This is a genomic window from Mesorhizobium sp. B2-4-2 (assembly GCF_006442845.1).
GTDB lineage: Bacteria > Pseudomonadota > Alphaproteobacteria > Rhizobiales > Rhizobiaceae > Mesorhizobium.
Genome location: NZ_VFVM01000012.1, coordinates 58,157 through 77,817 on the forward strand (window position 1 = coordinate 58,157; position 19,661 = coordinate 77,817).

A 19,661-nucleotide genomic window follows, 5' to 3' on the forward strand; every position below is an offset into this window, starting at 1 on the left:
CCGCTCCCAGGACGACCGCCGGCCCTCTCGCGGGAGGGGCGGCGGTTGCTGATCCAAGGCAGGCGAGTGCGTCATGACGATGAATACTCTTGAGACAAAAGTGGTCGAGCCCGCGTTGCCGGCACGGCCTTCCGATGCTTGTCGGCATCTGAGCATCGGAGCGATAAGCCGGGTGGCGGTGCTGGCAGCTCTCGTCATCCTCGGGCAGGTGATCGCGCCGTCCTTTCTTTCCCTTGCCAATATCCACGTGATCCTGCTGGCTGTGGCCGCGATCGGCATCATGGCCTATGGCATGACGCTGGTCGTCATTACCGGCGAGATCGACCTTTCCGTCGCCGGCGCGGCCATCCTCTCTTGTGTCGTGGGAGGGCTGCTGATTCCGACCGGATCGGCGGTGCTGGTCATCGGCGCTACGCTTCTCACCGGGCTGGTCGTCGGCTTGATGAACGGCGTGCTTGTCGCCGTCTTGGGCATTCCGTCGCTGATCGCTACGCTTGGCATGCTGGGGATAAGTCGCGCGCTCGCCAACATAGCGTCCGGCGGGCAGGCGCTCTATCCCGAAGCCATTAGTGCTTACCTCTGGTTTGGCCGTGGCAATATCGCCGGCATTCCGGTCCCGGTCGTGCTGCTTGTCGTTCTCGGCGTCGCCGCGATCGCGCTGACCAAGTATTCGATCTTCGGTCGCGAACTCTACGCCACCGGCGGGAACGTCAGGGCCGCCGCGCTGTCAGGCATCAATGTCGTAGGCGTACGCACCACTGTCTTCATTATCTCGGGCGCCTGTGCCGCGCTCGCCGGCATGCTGGAGAGCGCACGGCTGTCCTACATCAATCCTGCCGGGCTTGAAGGCATGGAGCTTTCGGTGCTGGCGGTGACGGTATTGGGCGGCGCGGCACTCGCCGGCGGTTCAGGTTCCATCGCGGGCACTTTGGTTGCCGCCCTCATCATCGGTATCGTCAACAACCTCCTCAACCAGTTTGGCGTCAGCATATACCTGCAGCAGGTGGTAACCGCGGCGGTCATCCTGGCGGTGGTCTTGCCCGGCATGCGGCAGCGGGGGATCGCGAAATGAGTGCCATTGAACTGTCCGGTCCGTCGTCGTCCCGTGCAGCCCCATTTCCGCAGGGTCTGCTCCGCGACCCGATCGTTTGGTTGATCGCTGTTATCTTCCTGGTCGGCGCGCTGACCTCCGAATACTATTTGACCGCGCTGAATCTCGAAAACCTGATGCGCAACGTGGCCGTCATCGGACTGCTGTCGCTCGGAATGACGGTGGTGCTGCTCACCGGCCGCATCGACCTCTCCGTGGCGGCGCTGATGATCTTTTCGATCATTGTCGGCGTGGTCGCGATGGCGGAGATCGGGCCGATGCTGGGCAGCCGCTGGTTGGTGCGCGGCAACACCTATGCGGGGCCGATCGTGCCGGTGATTCTGATCGCGCTTGCGACTGGCATCATCGCCGGCGCTATCAACGGCGTCGGCGTTGCCTACTTGAAGGTTACGTCCTTCATCATGACGCTGGTCTCGTTGACCGCGCTGCGCGGCTTCAACTACGTGCTCACCAACGGCCATCCCTATTACCTCAAGGCGCCATTCTATGGCTGGATCGGCGACAGCAAGATCCTCGGTATGCCGGTGAGCTTCCTGATCTTCCTCGCGGTGCTCTTGGCGCTCATCGCCTTCGTCAACGGAACTGTGCGCGGCGCTCGCCTCTACGCCATCGGCGGCAACGAGAAAGCGGCACTCTATGCCGGCATCAAGACGGATCGCTACGTACTGCTGGCCTACGTCATCAGCGGGCTCTGCGCCGCCATTGCCGGCGTCGTCTTTACGGCGCGGCTGAAGTCGGTCGACGCACCGCTTGCGGCAGGCTACGAACTGACGGCCATCGCCATCGCCGTCATCGGTGGAACAGCGCTTTCAGGGGGCGTCGGGTCGCCATGGCGCACGTTGCTCGGCAGCGTTGCCTTTGCCGCCGGCTTGAACCTGCTGGCGATCTGGGGCGTCGGCACCTGGTATCAGAACCTGGCGGTCGGCATCGCACTCATCGCATCGGTCGGCCTGTCGAAGATGAGCCGCAAGAAGACACATCCATAATGGGGAGAGGCATTTCATGGGCGGACATCTAACGCTCGGCATCGACATCGGCACGACCAACGTCAAGGCGGCGATCCTCGATACCAACACGGGAAAGGTGGTGGCGTTCGGCTCGCAGGAGCATCCGTTGTTCCATCCGTTCCCCGGATGGGCGGAACAGGAAGCCTCGAACTATTGGGGGGCGGTCGTATCAGCCGTCAGGCAGTGCCTGGAGCAGGGCCGGTTTTCCGACGACATCGCGGCGATCGCGCTGTCTGGCCTGGTCGGCGTCACGTTGCCGGTCAGCGATCAGGGCAAGCCGCTGCGTCCGGCGATGATATGGATGGATTCCCGCTCGGAAGAAGAATGCGAGGATATTCGCCGCAGCGTCGGCGAGGCGACCATCAACAAGAACAACGGTAACCGCGTCGCCCCATGGTTCATCGATCCCAAGGCGTTGTGGATCAAGAAACACGAGCCCCACATCTTCAACGCAACGCACAAGTTCCTGTCGCCATCCGGCTACTGCACCTACCGCATGTGCGGCAACTTCACGATGAACACCGGTGACGCCGGCCTGGCCTATGCGTACGAGTACCAGAAGGAGCGTTGGAACGAATCCATTGCTACGGCGATCGGCATCCCACTGGAGAAATTCCCACGCCTATACCAGTCTCACGAGGTGGTGGGCGAAGTCACCAGGCAGGCGGCGGAAGAGACCGGACTGCGCCCCGGCACCATCGTGGCGGCCGGCGGCACCGACATCAGCTCGGCGGCACTGGGCGTTGGTGTAACCAAGGCCGGCGAGGCCTATTATTCGATGGGCACTGGCTCGAACCTCGGCATCATGATCCCGACCGAGCAGGACGTCCACGAATATCGCATCTTGAAATGGCCGCACGTACTGCCCGGCCTGACCATGTTCGACGGGCCGATGGCCTTCACCGGCGCATCGCTGAAATGGTTTCGCGACCAGTTCGGGGATTCCGAGTTCCGGCTGGCCGAGCGCATGGGTCACAATGTCTTCGATCTTTTCACAGAGCAGGCCAAGCATGTGCCCGCCTGTTCCGACGGTCTGCTCTATTTGCCGTATCTCGGCAATACGCTGTCGCCGAACTGGAACAGCAGCGCCGCGGGTGTCTTCTTCGGCGTGCGCCCGACGACGACGCGCGCGCATTTCATTCGGTCGCTTATCGAAGGCGTTGCATTCGACCTGTACTCGAACGTGCGTATCGCCAATCAGGCCGGCGTGAATGTCGATGGGCTGATCCTGAACGGCGGCCCGACCAAGAGCCGTTTCTGGAACCAGATCACCGCCAGCGTCGTGAATCTGCCGCTCAAGGTGCCGGACATCGGCGAAGCAGCGCCCATCGGCGACGCCATCCTCGCGGGCGTTGCGGCTGGCATATACAAGTCGCCGATCGAGCCCCTCGAAAGCATCGTGCGTATCAAGGAGACAATCGACCCGGATCCGAAGCTGCACGAGCGCTACCAGGATTTCTTCGAGGTCTGGTCCTCGATTTATCAGAATTTGCGTGGCGACATGGATCGTCATCGCGCCCTGCTCAACCAATACCATTCGGGATGACAGCGATGGATACCCCGCTGCTCGAGGTCCAGTCGATCCGCAAAACGTTTCCCGGCGTGGTCGCGCTGGCCGACGTCACCTTCGACCTGAAGGCCGGGGAGGTGCATGCACTGGTTGGCGAGAACGGCGCGGGCAAGTCGACGCTGCTGTCGGTCATGAACGGCCTGATCGCGCCGGACAGCGGGGAGATCCGCATCGATGGCCAGCCGGTCGTGTTAAGCGATCCGACGGTCGCGTTGGCGAACCGACTGTCTCTGGTCCACCAGGAACTGGTGCTGTGCCCGAACCTCAGCGTCGCCCAGAACATCTTCCTCGGCCGCGAGCCCGCGGCCCGCCTCGGCCGCAACAACCGGGCGGCGCTCAACTGCATGGCGCGGGAACTCCTCGACGAAATCCATGTCAGCCTCGATCCCTCGCGTCCGGTCGGCGAACTCAGTCTGAACGAGCAGCAGATCGTCGAGATCTGCCGTGCGCTGGCAAGCCGGCCGAAAGTGCTGGTTTTCGATGAGCCGACCGCTTCGTTGAACGATGATCAGGTGGGTCACCTGCTTGCCGTCATCCGCAAGCTGAAGGCAAGTGGCCTCGGCATAGTCTATGTCTCGCATCGGCTCGGCGAGGTGCTGGACATAGCCGATCGCGTGACCGTGCTGCGCGACGGCCGTGTCGTTGGCACGCGCGACGTTGCCGACCTCGACGAGACGGCGCTCGTCTCTCTGATGGTTGGGCGCGAGCACAAGCCGGGCCAGAGCGCTTACAAGGAGCGCCGGCAAGGTTCCGTCGCCCTGGAGACCAAGGCGATCGGCAAGGCCGGGGTGTTTGACGACATATCCCTTGAGGTGCGTGCCGGCGAGGTCGTCGGCATCGCCGGCCTGCTTGGCTGCCAGCGTGAAGCCGTCGCGCGTGCGATCTTCGGCGCCTCATCGATCGACCGCGGGGAAATTCTTGTGCACGGCAAGAGCGTGGCGTTTCGCTCACCGCGCGATGCAATCGTTTCCGGCATCGCCTTCATGCCGGCCGACCGCAAGGGTGAGGGGCTGGTCCTGCCGATGAGCGTCGGCGACAATCTCGGGCTGACGGTCCTGCGCAGCTTTGGCCGCCGCAGCTTTCTCAAGCGCCGACGGAAAAATGCATCAGCCAATGACCTGGTGCGCAAGCTTGCTATCAAGGCCAGCGGCCTGTCGCAGCCCGCTTCCCAGCTCTCGGGCGGAAACCAGCAGAAGATCGTCATCGGCAAATGGATTGCGCGCGGCGGCGATATCGTAATCGCCGAAGATCCGACGCGGGGTGTCGATGTCGGCGCGAAATTCGAGATCTGGCGTGCGATCCAGGGCCTTGCCGATGAAGGCAAAGCGGTGCTGCTGCTCACCACGGAGCTGCAGGAAATGATGGACGCTTGCGACCGTATCCTGGTCATGAGCCGTGGTCGGATAACCGGGCATTTCCAGCGCAAGGAATTCTCGGCCGAGGCGATAGCTCATTGTTTCGTCGCCTGAACGCAGGATCGATAACGGTATGGAAACAATGAATTTTCTATTTCCCATCCGGGTCGGTAGGTCTCCTCGATAACGATTAATTTGAAGGAGGATCGGCATGCAGGGCGATAATTCTGCCAGCTATGCGGGCATCGGCGGCATCGGCAGCAAGATTTGGCCGCTGACGGGACCCGAGATCATTTCGCGTGACAAGCTGAAAAGGCTTCGCACGCGCACCAACGGACCGGGCCTTGTCCGGCTCGCGGTGCACATCAGCGCGTTGGTGCTTGGCGCTCTCGCCGTCTATCTGTCGTCAGGCACGCCATGGCTCCAGATACCGGCGATGTTCGTCTACGGCGTCGTTATCGTGCTGTTGTTTGCACCGCTGCACGAATGCTCGCACGGCACGGCCTTTCACTCGCGCTGGATCAATCACCTCATTGGCTTCGCCGTCGCCGCGTTCACCTTCCGGCCCTTTCTGTATTTCAAATACCGCCATGCCGCGCACCATACCTACACCCAGCACGAGGACCACGATCCCGATATCGTGCCGTTCCCCACCTCGCTGCGCGACTATTTCGGGCAGATACTCGGCCTGTCCTTCTGGCCCAAGCTCGCCGGTACCCTATGGCGTGGCTCGATCGGGCGCTTCACCGAAGAAGAGCGCGAATTCCTGCCGGAATCCGTCTGGAAGCAGGTGATGTTGGAGATCCGGCTGCTGGTCTTGGCTTACGTCGTCGTCGCTGTCTTCTCGATCTACTACGGAAGCACGATCGCGTTGGTCTACTGGCTGCTACCGCGCATCATGGGCGAACCGGTGCTGCGCGCCATACGCATGGCCGAGCATACCGGTGCGGAAGAAAGCCCTAACCTGCTCGCCAACACCCGCACCACCCTGGCGAATCCGGTCCTGCGGATGCTCTATTGGAACATGCCGTTCCACGCCGAGCACCACTTGGCCTCGTCCGTGCCGTTCCATGCGCTCGGCGACCTTCACAGTGAGGTTTCGCCGCATCTGCAATGCGTCAGCAAGGGATACATCCAGGTGCATCGCGAGATAATCCGCGAAGTGCTGAAGAACGATCGTCCCGGCGCCGCACCAGCCGGCCAGGAGGCTTGATCGGCCGTGGCTGGTTTGGGACGAACGGCCGGCGTGGTGATCGTCGGCGCAGGACATGGCGGCGGTCGTACCGCCGAGCGGCTGCGGCACGGTGGCTTCGTTGGCCCGATCGATGTGATCGGGATCGAACACGAGTTGCCATATGAGCGCCCGCCGCTATCGAAGAGCGTGCTGACCGCGGCCGAGGTTCCGGCGAACGCCTATCTTCTGCCGCCGGCTCGCTGGAGCGAGCTCGGTGTCAGGTTTCATCTCGGTGCCGAGGCGACCAGCATCGACCGGCAGGCCAAGGCGGTGATGCTGGCCGATGGCAACGGGCTGTCGTACCGCAAGCTGGTGCTCGCGACCGGGCTCTCGCCGCGCCGCATCGAATCGCTGGAGCCGGTCGCGGACCGGGTCGCCTATCTCCGCTCGTTTCAGGACGCGCTCGACTTGCGCGACCGCATCCTGCCCGGCTCTTCGGTGGTGCTGGTGGGGGCAGGGCTCATCGGTTTGGAAGTCGCGGCGAGCGCAGTGAAGCGCGGTGCGACCGTGACGGTGCTGGAAACAGCGGATCGTCCGCTGAGCAGGCTGCTCCCGCCTTATATGTCGCAATGGCTGGCGGGCGTTCATCGGCAGGCGGGCGTCAGGATTCTCTGCGGCAGGCAGGTCGCTGCTTCCGAGCCGTTGGGCGGCAAGACATTGCTCCGACTGAACGATGGCACCCAGATCGAGGCCGACGTCGTGCTTGTCGGCATCGGTGGAACACCGAACGATCAGCTCGCCCGCGATGCCGGGCTCGACGTCGACAACGGCATCGTGGTCAACGAGTTCGGCCAGACCAGCGATCCCGATATCTTCGCCGCCGGGGACGTCGCCTCGCATGAGAATCGTCTGTTCGGTAGGCGCTGGAGGCTCGAATCCTGGAAGAACGCCGAAGACCAGGGCGGCATCGTCGCCGCACAGATCTGCGGCACCCCGGCGTCATATGACGAGGTGCCGTGGTTCTGGACCGACCAATACGACCTGAACATCCAGATTGCGGGAATACCAGGCGATCGGGAACCCGCCTATGAGCGCGGCAGGCCGGGCGACCGCACCTATCTCGCCTACTTTGCCGATGCGGAGCGTCTTGTCGGCGCTATCGGCGTCGCCTGCGGACGCGACATCCGCATCGCTCGCGAGACGATCAGGACCGGCGGCCGACTGAATCCTGCCGAACTCGCAGGGAAGGGGTTTGCGGCATTTGGCGCAGCTCAGCCTGAAAGGCTGGCATTGTGATCCGCTCTGTCGCCGCGATCTGTTTCGAGCCGAACAAGCCACTGGCCGTCGAAGAGGTCCAGGTGGCGCCGCCCGGCCATGGTGAAGCACTGGTCGAGATTGTCGCTTCCGGCCTTTGCCATACCGATCTGACCGCGCTGGAAGGCGTCAACGCGACCTGTGTCTATCCATTGATCCCGGGCCATGAGGGCGCGGGTCGCGTGCTCGAGGTGGGCGAGGGGGTTTACGACCTGAAACCCGGCGATCACGTTATCCCGCTCTACGGTCCCGAGTGCATGCATTGCCGGATGTGCCGCAGCGGCCGCACCAATCTCTGCTGGACGATCAAGCCGACGCGCGACAGAGGCGTGATGCCGAATGGCACGTCGCGTTTCGCATTCGAGACCCAGCCCGTGCATCATTTCATGGGAACATCGACACTGTCTCGTTATACGGTTGTCCCGGAGATCGCACTGGCCAAAATACGGCCGGATGCCCGCTTGATAAAGTCTGCCTGTTCGGCTGTGGCGTCACTACCGGCGTGGGCGCCGCGCTGGCCGAAATTCGCGAAGACGACGCCGTCGCCGTTTTCGGTCTGGGCGGCATCGGCATCAATGTCGTGCAGGGTGCGCGGTTGGCGGGCGCCAAGACTATCATCGGCATTGATGTCACCGATCGCAAGAACGCGCTTGCCCGAGCCTACGGCATGACCGACTTCGTCAATGCCGGCCGCGAAGGCGCAAAGGTCGTGCAGGCGATCCGCGACTTGACGGACGGCGGCGTCGACGTGGCTTTCGAATGCACCGGCATTGTCCCGGTCATGCGCCAAGCTTTCGACTGCTGCCAGCCTGCCTGGGGTACGGCGGTGCTGCTCGGTGTCGAGCCTCCAGGTACGGAACTGGGCTTTCCGCCGGTCGGTGTCCGTTACGGGAGGAGCATCCGCGGCAGCTATTTCGGCGGCGTCAAGGGGCGCAGCGGGCTCGGCCGCCTGATCGACTTCTATATGGAGGGTCGGCTGGATCTGGACCGGCAGATCACCCACACGCTTGCGCTCGATGAGGTCAATCGCGGCTTCGACCTGATGCGGGCGGGAGAAACTGTTCGCAGTGTCGTCCACTTCGAGTGAGCGGCATGGGGCTTGCCAATGAAGCCGGCTACGTCTTCCGCGACCGTTATCCGGAGCGCGAGCATGTTTATCGCCGGTTCGACGAGGCGAGCGCCGCAGCGCGCGCTTCCTTTCCATGCCGCCGCGACGTGCCCTATGGCGCGCATCCTCGCCAGATCTTCGACTTGTTTCCAGGAAGTGACGGCGCGCCGCTGGTCGTCTTTGTTCACGGCGGCTATTGGCAGAGCCTCGACAAGGATCGCTATTCGTTCGTCGCGGCGGCGCTCGTGCCGCGTGGTTTCTCGGTGGCGCTGCTCAACTACCCGCTTGCGCCGGCTGCCGGCGTCGCGGAGATCGTCGAAAGCGTCCGCGGCTGCCTGCCAATGGTCCTGGAAGCGCTCCGGCCGCCGCCGCCGTTCTGGATCGCGACTGGCCATTCGGCGGGAGGGCATCTCGCCGCGATGCTGGCAATGACGAGCCTCGCCGCGAATGTGGCGCTCGCGGCCTGTGCGCCGATCAGCGGCATCTTCGATCTCGAGCCTCTGGTGGAAACGTCGCTCAATGCGGCTCTGGAGCTGGATCAGGAGCGAGCCGCAAAACTCAGCCCGATACGCCGCCGGCCGATGGCTTGCCCGTTGACGGCCTTTGTCGGGGCCGCCGAAACATCGGACTTTGCGCGGCAGTCGCGACAGTTCGTCGAACATTGGCGTGCAGCCGGCCAGCATGCCGAACTGGTTTCGCTGCGGGACAAAAACCACTACACGGTCCTATGCGATCTGCTGGAGGAGCGGTCGGAAATAGCCGAAGGGATCATGCGGTTGGCGCAAGCGTTCCGCAGGGAGGAGAAACGGGTTGAGTGGCTCTAACAAGCTGCATTTCGTCAATTTCAGCCAGCTGCGTTCATTTTATGCGGTGGGACGCGAACTGAGTTTCACCAAGGCGGCCGATCTGCTGTGTGTCGGTCAGCCGACGGTGACGACGCAAGTGAAGGCGCTGGAGGAAACATACGACGTTCAGCTTTTCCTGCGTTCGCCGCGCGGCCTCAAGCTCACCGACGCAGGCGAAGCGCTGCTTATCGTTGCCCGCCAGATCTTCTCGCTGGAGGAGCAGGCGGTCGGCATTCTGCAGGCCGAGGGCAACCAGATATCGGGCAAGCTGCGCGTCGGCACCGTTGGCCCGTTCTTTGTCATGGAACTGCTCAGTGCCTTCCACGCGAAATACCCGCTGATGCAGGTCTTCCTCGAGAGCGGTAATTCCGATGTCATCTATAACAAATTGCTGAACTACGAGGTCGACGTCGCCATCATCGGCCGCGACTATGATGATCCGCGTCTCGATCTTGTCCAACTCGGCAGCCATGAAGTGATCATCTTCGTGCATCGCGACCACCCCTGGGGCGGGCGCCAGCAGATCGAGTTGGAGGAACTGGACGGGCAGCGCCTGATCTTCCGCGAACCGGGCTCGATGACACGGCGCGCACTGGAAGAGGTACTCGATAGGAATCGCGTGCGGCCCAATGTGGTGATGGAAATTCCACGCGACGGCGTTCGTGAAGCTGTCGCCGCCGGCCTTGGCGCCGGCATTGTTTCCAGGACCGAGTACCTTCCCGGACGATCGTTTGACGGCGCTTTCGATCTCGGATCACAAGCCGTTCACGCAATCCTTCGCGGCGTGTCTGAAGGTTCGCCAAACGCTACGTCCGATAGAGGCTTTCATGCAACTGGTCAGGGATCATTAGACTGACCGCGGTACTTCCGCCCTTTTAGGGCGTTGCCCAGCAACCAAGTGCCTTTTCGCGCCGCCGCATGGCATTGCTGCCGGCGCAATCGGTCAGTCCGCAGCCCAAAGCTCTACGACCAATTGCGGCCGCCGCATGGCGCACGCTTGGCCGCTCCCCGCTCTTCGAACGGCGCCCATACGCCGTCAATCCCACGCCAGCCTTCGCGACCTTGTGGTCTTCAAATATTCGGTCGCGCGCTGCTCGAAGAAGTTAGCGCGCGACCAGTTCTCGGCGTCGATCACGCGGTCGTAGATCGATTACTGCTCCTTCTTGAACAAATCCTGGAAGATGAGATGGCCCCAAGTGCGGCCGCGTGCGTGCACCAGCGCGCCACCCTCGTCGAGCTTTCCCAGCTTGACGGGTGCGAACCCGAGTTGTTTGGCCAAGGCCGCCACGGGAGCGGTCGTGTCCTCGTCGTCGCTCGACAGGAAAACCACGCGGTGGCCGCCCTCGACGATCGGATCGGCAGCCAGGGTGGCCGCAGCCAGGTGATTGAACCCTTTGACGAGCTTGGCGCCGGTGAACGCCTTCGCGACGAAGGCCGAGGACGGGAGACCGTCCAGCTCTTCGGGGAGAACTCCAAAAGTGTTCATCGCGTCGATGACCGTCTTGCCTTCCCAGTTTGGCAGGGCCTTCGCGACCTCGCGATGCTCCCAGAACGGGACCGCCAAGATGATTGTGTCGGCCTCGAGCGCATCCCGCAGCGACTTGGCGATGACCGTGGGTCCAATCGCCCGAGCCTGCGGCGCCAATGCCTCGGGCGGCCGGCGGCTCGCGACGGCCACCTTGATTTTCTTACGGGCGAAGGCCTGGGCGAGGGCCTGGCCTATCTTGCCGAATCCTACAATTGCATAGCTCATAGTACTTCTCCGATCCGTGTTGATGTCGATTCCCGGCCCTCAACGGCGCTGGTTAATTGAGGGAAGTGGCCGGCCGGGCGTGGCGCCTCAGAGTTGCGCAAGGCCGCCGTCGACGGCGACCTCGCTGGCGGTCATGAAGCTGCTGTCCGACGACGCGAGAAAGGCGGCGACGGCCCCGATCTCCGCCGGATCAGCCATTCGCTGGAGCGGTGTCATCGCGGCGAAGACCTTCTGGCCCTCCTCGCCCAGCGCTTCTTTCGCGAGTTCGGTCGCGGTCGCCCCGGGCGACAGCACGTTGACCCGGATGCCGGTGCCCTTCAGGTCCTCCGCCCAGGTCCGCGCGAGGTTGCGCACTGCCGCCTTGCTCGCGCTGTAGGCGCTCATTGCCGGGGCGCCCGTGGTGCCGGCGCTCGATCCGGTCAGGATTATCGAACCGCCTTGGCCCATCAGCGGCAGCGCCTTCTGGACAGTGAAGATCGTACCCTTCACATTGGTGTCGAAGGTTTCGTCGATGTGCTCGGCGGTGATCTCGCCGAGCGCAAGCTGGCTTCCCGCCCCGGCATTGGCGAAGACAATGTCGAGGGTTCTGCGCTCGGCCTTCACCGTCGCGTAGAGTCGGTCGAGGTCGGCCTCATCCGAGACCGAGCCCGTCACCGCGCGGGCATTGGGCCCGAGCTCGGCCAGAGCCGCGTCGAGCGTTTCCTGCCGGCGGCCGAAGATGAAGACGAAGGCGCCCTCCTCGATGAAGCGCTTTGCCGCGGCGCGGCCGATGCCGGTAGCGCCGCCGGTGATGACTGCAACCTTCCCGTTTAGCTTTCCCATGACTTTTCCTTCCAGGCTCTGCCTTTGATCGTTCGGGAAGAACCCCGAGAGCCTGGAAATAAGTCTGCAGGGGTCAGGCTTTGAGTGCGGAAGTGCGCACATCGGTGGTGCAAAATCGATCCGGTCGGACGACTGCCGCCAGCCGCGACGAATTGGTGTCCGTCGTTCGGAATTGGGCCGCGCTCGTCGACATAAGCTATGATAACTGCCCACACTGCTGTACGACTGCGTTGGATACGGGCTTTGGAAAGCGCACCGCGCGGTGCGGGATCGCGCCATGATCGACTGGGATGATGTTCGCTATTTTCTGGCCGTGGCGCGCGGAGGCTCGGTGCGGGCCGCCGGCGAGCGCCTCGGTGTGAACCACTCGACCGTGCTGCGACGCGTTGGACAGCTCGAGGAACGCCTTGGGGCGCAGATGTTCGAAAAGCTGCCTTCGGGCTACCGCCTGACGGCTGCGGGCGAGGAGGTGCTCGAGCTCGCGAACCAGATGGAAGCGTCGTCGCACCAGTTGGAGACACGCGTCTTCGGGCGCGACCAGAGCGTGCGCGGGCTTCTGCGGGTGACATTGGCTCCGACCCTTGCGACACACCTGCTCATGCCTGATTTCGCCGAGTTCGCGCGTCTGCATCCGGACATCGAGATGGACGTCTTGTCGTCCGGGGAGCTGGCAAATCTGACCAACCGAGAGGCCGACGTGGCGATCCGCGTCGTCTATGACCGCAAAACCCTGCCGCTCAATCTTCACGGCCTGAAGGGGCCAGAGTTGTTCGGCGGCGTCTATATGTCCCGCGATCGACTCGCCGCCTGGCATGCGGGCGCGCCCGATCCCGTCCGGTGGATCGTCATAAGCATTCATGGAATTCCGGACTGGGCTCGCGAGGGCGAGGTTCGCACCACGGAGGTTCCATTCAGGACCACGGACGCCGAGGCACAGATCGTTGCGGTACGGCAAGGGCTCGGGATCACGACACTGCCGTGCTTCGTCGGAGATGCCGACCCCCTGCTGGTGAGGGTGCCGGGTACCGACCTGCACATGTACGGAACGCTCTGGCTTCTCACGCAGGGGGAGACACGCAAGACGAAGCGCGTGCGGCTCTTCACGGAATTCGTATCCCGCAGGCTCGCCGCGTACGCTCCGCTTCTCGCGGGACTGTCCATATCGCGCGACCGACGCCTGGCGGGTTGACGGCCTGCCTTGCCGACGGCTTTCCGGGGGGCTTGCCGGCTGCTTATGATTGCCGCTTTCCGGCTATCATTGGCGCCGCCTCAGGTGGAAAATGCTTCGATGGAAACTGTCCGATTTCCCAAGCTCACGACACCAAGGCTCGTGCTTCGGGCGCCGAGAAAACGGGATATCCCGGCATGGTTTGCGCGCGCGACGGATGTCGAATCCGCCTCTCTTGCCGGCGATCCTGTTCCCGACGACATAAGCGCGGGCGAGCGATGGTTCGCCCGTTCGCGTCAGCGTTTCGCTGACGGTACGGCGATCCAGTGGTCCATAGATCAAGTAGGAGTTTCGGAAGCGATCGGGACAATAACCCTGTCCTTCGGCGCAACCGACGCCAAGGCAGCCGCATTGGGATTTGTGCTCGCGCGTGCGCATTGGGGGCACGGACTGGGCAGCGAGGCGGCGCGCGAAGTTCTCCGCTACGCTTTCGAAACTCTGGCGCTTGAACGGGTGACGGGCGAAGCGGCGGCGCGCAATTTTGCCTCGGTGCGGATATTTGCGAAGCTTGGATTCAAACATGTCGAGAGCTTCATCGATGAGTCCGACGGCGAGCGTTGCGAGCGCTTTACGCTCGACCGAGACATCGGGCCGTCACTGTTGGCAAGCAACGCCATGCCGGACTGCTAGGGCTCTGAGCCATGGCAAATAGCGTTGCTCCGGCGAGTCGATACTGACCTGCGCTTGCGCGCCTCTCTCGACAAGACCAACGGCTGGACGCGATCGAGCGCAGCCAAATTCAGTTGGTGCTGGTTGTGGCTGTGAACCCGCACTGCTTCTGTTCCATATCGATCTGCTTCGTGATGCGGACGGCGTTCTGTGCGTAGGCTTCCGTCACGGAGCCACTATTCACGGTCTTGTCCTTTAGCGGACTCACGCCTGCGCAGAGGTGGAAAACATGCGGCTCGGTGGACTTCGCGGCTCCGTTTTCGGGCGCGATCCAGTAGACGACGTCCTGACCTGCGGGGTGGCTCGCGTCTCGCGTCGCCGCCGCCACCGCGGCGGTGTCCGTGGCGATCGCCTGCGCCTGAGCGGCGACGTCGGGCGAACAGGCAGTGGTGGGCTGCCCCGACTTGATCTGGGCTGCGCATGCGTTCATATCCTGGGTGTATTGTTCGACCGACGGGGGTTTGAAGCTGATCCCCATGACCGTCGCGAGCACGGCCAGCGCAGCGCCGACGCCGCCGGCAACCTTCTTGGTCCGCGGGTCCATGTTTTTGTCGGTGAGGATGAGGAAAACCAGCGGGAGAAAGGCAATCAGCGTGATGATTGCGCCGAGCTGGTTTTGGAAGAAGAACCTGGCCGTGTCGGATGCACGGGCCGGATCATGCCTGTTCGCCGCCTTCCACAGCAAGTTGCCGGCGATTGCGAAAATCGCGATGCCGACCAGAAGGCCGATGATCAGCGGCAGGTGTGCCTGATCGAATTTGTTCTGGCGAAGCAGCATAATCCCGTAGATTTCGCCGCCAATGGCGACGATCCACGAGAGTGCGGCGAAAAGACGAAGACGCGTGGCGGAGGACTTCTGGCCCTGCGTCGCTTGCCAATCCTTGGTAACGTCTGACTTGTTGTCGGTCATTGACCAGATCCCCTGATATCGACACTTAGGCGGGCGGCGTTAGCAGCGTCATTGAACGAGCATTACTTGCCTTAGCGATGCGGGCAAAATGTGAGCGCCACGGCAGGCTTAATCCTCATACATATTGCGCATGAGTGAATCCGTCCATACTCATTGAGGCAGACGCCTATGCAGCGATGGCTCCGTTAATCTCTGGCCCGAACTGACGACACCAGCCGAAAATCGAAATTGCCATTGCCATCTCCGTGGTTCCTTCCTCGGCGGCTTTCGCACACCCTGCGGCGCCCGAACATTCGCTTCTCGCACTGTGGGGTTATGATAGCCTGGGCGACCGAAAGATCGAATACGACGCGAATTCCACAATGACGATGACCACGACACCAACTGCGGTATTGCGTGGCATGGAGCTCAGCATCCCTCGCGAGAATGCACCCGGCAGACTATGTCCGAGCGATCACCAGGGAGGCGTGGCGTCGATGCTCGCCGCGCTCGCCCGATGAACCGTTGGCAACTTGCTCATGGACGGTATCTCGATCTTGGTGCGAGATCGTTACTGATGGGGATCTTGAACGTTACGCCGGACAGTTTTTCCGACGGTGGAGAATTCGATCGGCCGGAGCGGGCACTCGAACAGGCACGGCGTATGATCGGCGAGGGCGCGGCGATCATTGATGTCGGGGGCGAGTCCACCAGGCCCGGCGCCGGCAGCGTTTCGGCGCTTGAGGAACAATCGCGTATCCTCCCGATCATCGAGGCGCTGTCGTCGGACGGCGACTGCATCGTTTCGGTTGACACCTATCGGGCCGAGACGGCGCGTCTCGCGCTCGCGGCGGGTGCACATATCGTCAACGACGTACACGGCCTGCAGCGCGAACCCGACATTGCGCACGTCGCAGCGGAAGCCGGCGCTGGCCTCGTCATCATGCACACCGGGCGCGACCGGAAAAAATTGGCCGATGTAATCGCCGACCAGTTCCTGTTCCTGAACAGATCGCTGGAGATCGCGCGCAACGCCGGCATTCCGGACGACTGCATCGTGCTGGACCCAGGCTTCGCTTTCGCCAAGAGCGGAGAGGAGAACCTTGAACTCATGGCTCGCTTCGGCGAACTGCGCGCTCTTGGTTTTCCATGGCTCGTCGGCACCTCGCGCAAGAGGCTTGCCCATCACCTGGTCGGCGAAAGCGACGAAGGGCGGGACGTTGGCACAGCTGCAACCAGCGTCATCCTGCGGTTGAAGGGTGCTTCGATTTTTCGTGTGCACAATGTCGGGATCAATCGCGATGCCCTGGCTTTCGCCGACGCAGTGCGCGAGCGCGAGAATACGGCGGAATGAAAGAACCTGTCAGGCGGGCTCGGTCACGACGCCGATACGCCGGTAGGTGAATGGTTCGTCCTCCGAAGGAACTGTCGCGGTACGCTTGGCTTCGTCGATCAGCATCGCCATGCGCGCGTGGATCGGCGACTTCGCGCAAGCCGGATCCGTTGCGGCGGCATCGCCGGCGATCGCCATCGCCTGGCAGCGGCAACCGCCCCAGTCGATCTCGCGTCGTTCACAGCCGCGACAGGGTTCCTGCATCCAGTCCGTGCCGCGGAAGGCATTGAACGCCGGCGAATCGGCCCAGATCGAGGAGAGGGTGTGTGGTTTGAAACGCTCGAAGCTGAGCGACGGGATCGTCTGCGCGGCATGGCACGGCAGCACGGTGCCGTCAGGCGCCACCATGAACGCGTCACGCGCCCAGCCACCCATGCACGGTTTGGGGTAGATGGCGAAATAGTCTGGTGTCACGAAATCGATGTTGATAATGCCGGCCAGCCGCTCGCGTGCTTCCGCGACGATTTCCGCCTGCCGGTCGACTGCTGCACGCTCGGGCATCAGCTGATCGCGATTGATCAAAGCCCAGCCAGCGTACTGGACGTTGGCGATCTCGAGCCTCTCCGCGTCCAGCGAAAGGGCAAGATCGATGAACTCCGGTACCTCCTCGATGTTATGGCGATGGATCGGCGCGTTGATGGTGAGAGGCAAGCCGGCAGCTCGCGCGCGGCGTGCCGTCTCCAGCTTCTTGTCGTGGCTGCCTTTGTGGTTGCCGATGCGTTCGGTGGTCTCAGGCCGTGCGCCCTGAAAGCTCAATTGCAGATGGTCGAGCCCGGCTTCGGCAAATGCTTCGATGCGGCCTTCGGCGATGCCGACGCCCGCGGTAATCAGATTTGTATAGACGCCGCGCGCTGAAAGTCCGGCGATCAATTGCTCGAGGTCGCGGCGCAGCGTCGGCTCACCGCCTGACAGATGCACCTGCAGAACACCGAGATCGGCGGCCTCCGAGAACAGGCTGAGCCAGGTCTGTGTGTCGAGTTCGCGATTGGCCTTCTGCAATTCGAGCGGGTTGGAGCAATAAGGACATTGCAGCGGGCAGCGATGTGTCAGTTCCGCCAGCATGCCGATAGGAGGGAGGAGGGGCGTGTTCATAGCTTCACCAGCAGCTTGTCCGACCACTCTTGCAGGAAGGCGATGACGTCGGCCGCCACGGCCTCCTCCTCGGCCTCATAATCCGTGGCAAGGCCGGCGATGATTTCGCCGACCGTGGACCGTCCGTCGCAGCGCCGCAATATGTCGAGGCTGATATCGTTCGGCCAGAATATTCTCTCCGGTGACAGCACGGCGAATGCCTGCCGCACGGAATCGTACTGTATGCGCACGTGCTTCGGCAGGAAGGGTATCGATCCCAGCGACACCAAGGCTCTTTCGCGCAGCATCATCATGGGGCTGCCTCGGGGCGGAAGGCGCCGGGCGGTATGTTTCCCGGCTCGCCATAGGCGTGTTGAAGCGCATCAAGCATGGCCCAGAGTATATCGCATTTGAACACCAGCGCATCTATTGCCTGCTGCTGGCGTTCCGCCGTATCGGCATGGCTGAGCACGTAGGTGAGGGCGAAGTCGGCGTCGCGCGAGGCTTGTTCGGGCCGTTGCTTGAAATAGGCCAGCGTATCCTCGGTGATATAATCGTATTTGGCCAGCATCGCCGGTACGCGCTCGCCGATGATAAGCGGTGAGAACATCTCGGTCAGCGACGACGCGACCGCCTCGAACAGCGTTCGGTTGGTGCAAAAGGAGAGGTATGCCCCCACGGCGAACCGTGTCGCCGGCAGTGCCAGCCTTTCGCTCTTCACGGCCTCGGCATCCAGGCCGAGCGAGGTTGCCAGATGCAGCCAGCGCGCGATACCGCCGCTCCAGCCGTCCTCGCCATCATGGTCTTCGATACGTTTGCGCCAGGCGGCGCGAAACGCCGGATCCTCGGCATGTGCGAGGATCATGGCATCCTTGCGCGGGATGACAGCCTGGTAGCAATAACGGTTCAGCGCCCAGGCCTTCATCTCGGCCTTCGACAGCGCGCCGCTGGTCATCCTGTGATGGAAGGGATGATGATTGTGGTAGCGCTCGGCGCCGACCTGCCTCAGCACGGCTTCGAGATCGCTCGTGGACAGGCCGCCTTTGGCCGCATCGCGGAAATCGTTCAAAATTCCATCTCCATGCCGTCGCCTGCGACTTCCCAGCCTGCCGCCTTGACCGCCGCGTGTTCGGCCGAATTCTCGTCAAGGATCGGATTGGTGTTGTTGATATGGACGAAGACGCGGCGGCCCAGCCTCACATCGGCCAGGCTGGCGATCGAACCCGCGTCTCCCGAAATCGCCAGATGCCCCATGCGCGTGCCGGTTTTCTGACCGACGCCGGCGACGATCATCTCGTCGTCGGTGTAGACAGTGCCGTCGAACAGAAGACAGGCTGCATCGCAAAGACGCGCGCGCAGCGTCGCATCGATGCGCGCGCAGCCTGGGATGTAGAAGACAGAATCGCGGCTGCCAATACCCGCAATTCGGACTCCAATCGTGTCACCGGCGTCGGAGCTGAAATTGGCATCCGGATGGTCTTTGTCCTCCAGATAGAGTGCTATCTTTCCAGGCACCGGAAAGCTCTCGATCATCACGCCGGTCTCGCTGCCTTCGGCATCGCAGATGACCAATTCTTTCGCTGTCGGCAGGATGCGCCGCGGCACGACCGCCGGATCGAGAACGTTGAAAATCGAATTCGCCTCCAGCGTCGCCAGAATCTGCGCCGTTGCATAGATGGCGAAAGGCTGCCGCTCGCGCAGGCTGAGCAGTCCGGCGATATGATCGACATCGGCATTGGTCAGCACCACCGCGCGGATAGGGGTCGAGCGCAGCGGCGCGTCGCCCGCAGGTTGCAACTCTGGCGTTGCCGCGATCTGCTGGCGAATGTCGGGTGAGGCATTGAAAAGGACCCAGCCGACCCCATCCGCCGAGGCGATGACACTTGATTGGGTTCGTGAATGCACGCCAGCCATCCCGGAGCGGGCCGCACGACTGAGACGATAATTGCAATTCCATTGCGGAAAGCCGCCGCCTGCCGCCGATCCGATGATCCTCAAACGCATGAAAATGCCCGCCCCGCGGCTTCTCTGACCAGCAGGCAATTTGCAGCCCTGAAAAGTGCCGCGCGCGCCCTACACGCGTCAAAACCTTTCGCCAAAACCCTTGCGGGGATGCGTGCCCCTGTTGCCAGGGACACGCACCTCTGCGGCCTACCTCTTGGGAGTAATTTCGGCAGGCAGATACCGAGAAATTTCCATGCCCGCAGCAACCTGGCACATGGTCGGTTTTTTCCAGTTCTTCTTCATGACATTTCTCCTCTTATACCAGTCCGTAGGGACCGATCCCTGTTGTTAGCCAACCATTGCAGGGCACCAAAGCAATGGCTCGTCCATCACGTCTCAAAATGGACA

At 62.6% G+C, this 19,661-nt stretch carries 18 protein-coding genes and 1 pseudogene; 12 read left to right on the top strand and 7 right to left on the bottom strand.

Annotated features, from left to right (window positions below; genetic code table 11):
• Positions 1-73 precede the first annotated feature (73 nt).
• From FJ942_RS23570 to FJ942_RS23610, 9 genes and pseudogenes are all read left to right on the top strand, one after another.
• Positions 74-1,072, top strand: coding sequence for an ABC transporter permease (locus tag FJ942_RS23570; RefSeq protein WP_140632209.1), 999 nt, complete (start codon positions 74-76; stop codon positions 1,070-1,072).
• Positions 1,069-2,097 carry an ABC transporter permease gene (locus FJ942_RS23575; RefSeq protein ID WP_140899090.1) on the top strand — a complete coding sequence of 343 codons (1,029 nt, stop codon included), beginning with the start codon at positions 1,069-1,071 and terminating at the stop codon, positions 2,095-2,097. The genes FJ942_RS23570 and FJ942_RS23575 overlap by 4 nt, the downstream gene beginning before the upstream one ends.
• A gap of 16 nt (positions 2,098-2,113) precedes the next feature.
• Positions 2,114-3,664, top strand: a complete 1,551-nt coding sequence (locus FJ942_RS23580; protein WP_140581066.1) for an FGGY family carbohydrate kinase — start codon at positions 2,114-2,116, stop codon at positions 3,662-3,664.
• A 5-nt stretch (positions 3,665-3,669) separates the two neighbouring features.
• Positions 3,670-5,157, top strand: coding sequence for a sugar ABC transporter ATP-binding protein (locus FJ942_RS23585; protein ID WP_181170011.1), 1,488 nt, complete (start codon positions 3,670-3,672; stop codon positions 5,155-5,157).
• Between the two features lie 97 nt (positions 5,158-5,254).
• Positions 5,255-6,256, top strand: coding sequence for a fatty acid desaturase (locus FJ942_RS23590; protein ID WP_140581060.1), 1,002 nt, complete (start codon positions 5,255-5,257; stop codon positions 6,254-6,256).
• A 6-nt stretch (positions 6,257-6,262) separates the two neighbouring features.
• Entirely contained in the window at positions 6,263-7,513 is a 1,251-nt protein-coding gene (locus FJ942_RS23595) for an FAD-dependent oxidoreductase (protein WP_140899092.1), read from the top strand.
• A pseudogene (locus FJ942_RS23600) lies at positions 7,513-8,618 on the top strand (zinc-binding dehydrogenase). The gene FJ942_RS23595 and the pseudogene FJ942_RS23600 overlap by 1 nt, the downstream one beginning before the upstream one ends.
• Positions 8,619-8,746: 128 nt before the next feature.
• Entirely contained in the window at positions 8,747-9,463 is a 717-nt protein-coding gene (locus tag FJ942_RS23605; RefSeq protein WP_210243348.1) for an alpha/beta hydrolase, read from the top strand.
• Positions 9,450-10,340 (top strand): LysR substrate-binding domain-containing protein, encoded by an 891-nt coding sequence (locus FJ942_RS23610; protein ID WP_140899096.1) that lies wholly within the window; start codon positions 9,450-9,452, stop codon positions 10,338-10,340. The genes FJ942_RS23605 and FJ942_RS23610 overlap by 14 nt, the downstream gene beginning before the upstream one ends.
• 294 nt (positions 10,341-10,634) lie before the next feature.
• On the opposite strand, the gene FJ942_RS23615 is transcribed toward FJ942_RS23610, so the two are convergent.
• Together FJ942_RS23615 and FJ942_RS23620 are read right to left on the bottom strand one after the other, a co-directional pair.
• Positions 10,635-11,237: an NAD(P)-binding domain-containing protein gene (locus FJ942_RS23615; RefSeq protein ID WP_140899098.1), complete on the bottom strand. Its 603-nt coding sequence runs from the start codon at positions 11,235-11,237 to the stop codon at positions 10,635-10,637.
• 87 nt (positions 11,238-11,324) lie between these two features.
• Complete coding sequence (locus tag FJ942_RS23620) at positions 11,325-12,059, bottom strand: SDR family oxidoreductase (RefSeq protein ID WP_140899100.1); 735 nt, start codon at positions 12,057-12,059, stop codon at positions 11,325-11,327.
• Between the two features lie 277 nt (positions 12,060-12,336).
• On the opposite strand from FJ942_RS23620, the gene FJ942_RS23625 reads away from it, so the two are divergent.
• Both FJ942_RS23625 and FJ942_RS23630 read left to right on the top strand, forming a co-directional pair.
• Positions 12,337-13,248 (top strand): LysR family transcriptional regulator, encoded by a 912-nt coding sequence (locus FJ942_RS23625; protein ID WP_140557395.1) that lies wholly within the window; start codon positions 12,337-12,339, stop codon positions 13,246-13,248.
• Positions 13,249-13,347: 99 nt separating this feature from the next.
• A complete protein-coding gene (locus tag FJ942_RS23630) occupies positions 13,348-13,917 on the top strand; it encodes a GNAT family N-acetyltransferase (protein ID WP_140560466.1) in 570 nt (189 codons plus the stop codon).
• Between the two features lie 109 nt (positions 13,918-14,026).
• Here the strand turns inward: FJ942_RS23630 and FJ942_RS23635 are convergent, their stop codons facing one another.
• Positions 14,027-14,866: a hypothetical protein gene (locus FJ942_RS23635; RefSeq protein WP_140515124.1), complete on the bottom strand. Its 840-nt coding sequence runs from the start codon at positions 14,864-14,866 to the stop codon at positions 14,027-14,029.
• Positions 14,867-15,422: 556 nt separating this feature from the next.
• Here FJ942_RS23635 and folP point away from each other — a divergent pair.
• Positions 15,423-16,199 carry a dihydropteroate synthase gene (gene folP, locus FJ942_RS23640; protein WP_246679884.1) on the top strand — a complete coding sequence of 259 codons (777 nt, stop codon included), beginning with the start codon at positions 15,423-15,425 and terminating at the stop codon, positions 16,197-16,199.
• 9 nt (positions 16,200-16,208) lie between these two features.
• On the opposite strand, the gene pqqE is transcribed toward folP, so the two are convergent.
• The 4 genes from pqqE to pqqB are packed head-to-tail and all read right to left on the bottom strand — an operon-like array spanning position 16,209 to position 19,313.
• Positions 16,209-17,330: a pyrroloquinoline quinone biosynthesis protein PqqE gene (pqqE, locus tag FJ942_RS23645; protein WP_140557402.1), complete on the bottom strand. Its 1,122-nt coding sequence runs from the start codon at positions 17,328-17,330 to the stop codon at positions 16,209-16,211.
• Complete coding sequence (gene pqqD / locus FJ942_RS23650) at positions 17,327-17,623, bottom strand: pyrroloquinoline quinone biosynthesis peptide chaperone PqqD (RefSeq protein WP_140665675.1); 297 nt, start codon at positions 17,621-17,623, stop codon at positions 17,327-17,329. The genes pqqE and pqqD overlap by 4 nt, the downstream gene beginning before the upstream one ends.
• On the bottom strand, positions 17,620-18,378 hold the full coding sequence (gene pqqC / locus FJ942_RS23655; protein ID WP_140498254.1) for a pyrroloquinoline-quinone synthase PqqC: 759 nt from the start codon (positions 18,376-18,378) through the stop codon (positions 17,620-17,622). The genes pqqD and pqqC overlap by 4 nt, the downstream gene beginning before the upstream one ends.
• Positions 18,375-19,313: a pyrroloquinoline quinone biosynthesis protein PqqB gene (gene pqqB / locus FJ942_RS23660; RefSeq protein WP_140899105.1), complete on the bottom strand. Its 939-nt coding sequence runs from the start codon at positions 19,311-19,313 to the stop codon at positions 18,375-18,377. The genes pqqC and pqqB overlap by 4 nt, the downstream gene beginning before the upstream one ends.
• Positions 19,314-19,661: the final 348 nt, after the last annotated feature.

What these genes read in the sequence shown, in the direction of transcription:
- folP (WP_246679884.1), top strand. Translation starts at nt 15,423, where the DNA reads ATGGGGATCTTGAACGTTACGCCGGACAGTTTTTCCGACGGTGGAGAA.
- FJ942_RS23570 (WP_140632209.1), top strand. Translation starts at nt 74, where the DNA reads ATGACGATGAATACTCTTGAGACAAAAGTGGTCGAGCCCGCGTTGCCG.
- FJ942_RS23625 (WP_140557395.1), top strand. Translation starts at nt 12,337, where the DNA reads ATGATCGACTGGGATGATGTTCGCTATTTTCTGGCCGTGGCGCGCGGA.
- FJ942_RS23585 (WP_181170011.1), top strand. Translation starts at nt 3,670, where the DNA reads ATGGATACCCCGCTGCTCGAGGTCCAGTCGATCCGCAAAACGTTTCCC.
- pqqE (WP_140557402.1), bottom strand. Translation starts at nt 17,330, where the DNA reads ATGAACACGCCCCTCCTCCCTCCTATCGGCATGCTGGCGGAACTGACA.
- FJ942_RS23590 (WP_140581060.1), top strand. Translation starts at nt 5,255, where the DNA reads ATGCAGGGCGATAATTCTGCCAGCTATGCGGGCATCGGCGGCATCGGC.
- FJ942_RS23630 (WP_140560466.1), top strand. Translation starts at nt 13,348, where the DNA reads ATGGAAACTGTCCGATTTCCCAAGCTCACGACACCAAGGCTCGTGCTT.
- FJ942_RS23580 (WP_140581066.1), top strand. Translation starts at nt 2,114, where the DNA reads ATGGGCGGACATCTAACGCTCGGCATCGACATCGGCACGACCAACGTC.
- FJ942_RS23635 (WP_140515124.1), bottom strand. Translation starts at nt 14,866, where the DNA reads ATGACCGACAACAAGTCAGACGTTACCAAGGATTGGCAAGCGACGCAG.
- FJ942_RS23620 (WP_140899100.1), bottom strand. Translation starts at nt 12,059, where the DNA reads ATGGGAAAGCTAAACGGGAAGGTTGCAGTCATCACCGGCGGCGCTACC.
- FJ942_RS23615 (WP_140899098.1), bottom strand. Translation starts at nt 11,237, where the DNA reads ATGAGCTATGCAATTGTAGGATTCGGCAAGATAGGCCAGGCCCTCGCC.
- pqqB (WP_140899105.1), bottom strand. Translation starts at nt 19,313, where the DNA reads ATGCGTTTGAGGATCATCGGATCGGCGGCAGGCGGCGGCTTTCCGCAA.
- pqqD (WP_140665675.1), bottom strand. Translation starts at nt 17,623, where the DNA reads ATGATGATGCTGCGCGAAAGAGCCTTGGTGTCGCTGGGATCGATACCC.
- FJ942_RS23575 (WP_140899090.1), top strand. Translation starts at nt 1,069, where the DNA reads ATGAGTGCCATTGAACTGTCCGGTCCGTCGTCGTCCCGTGCAGCCCCA.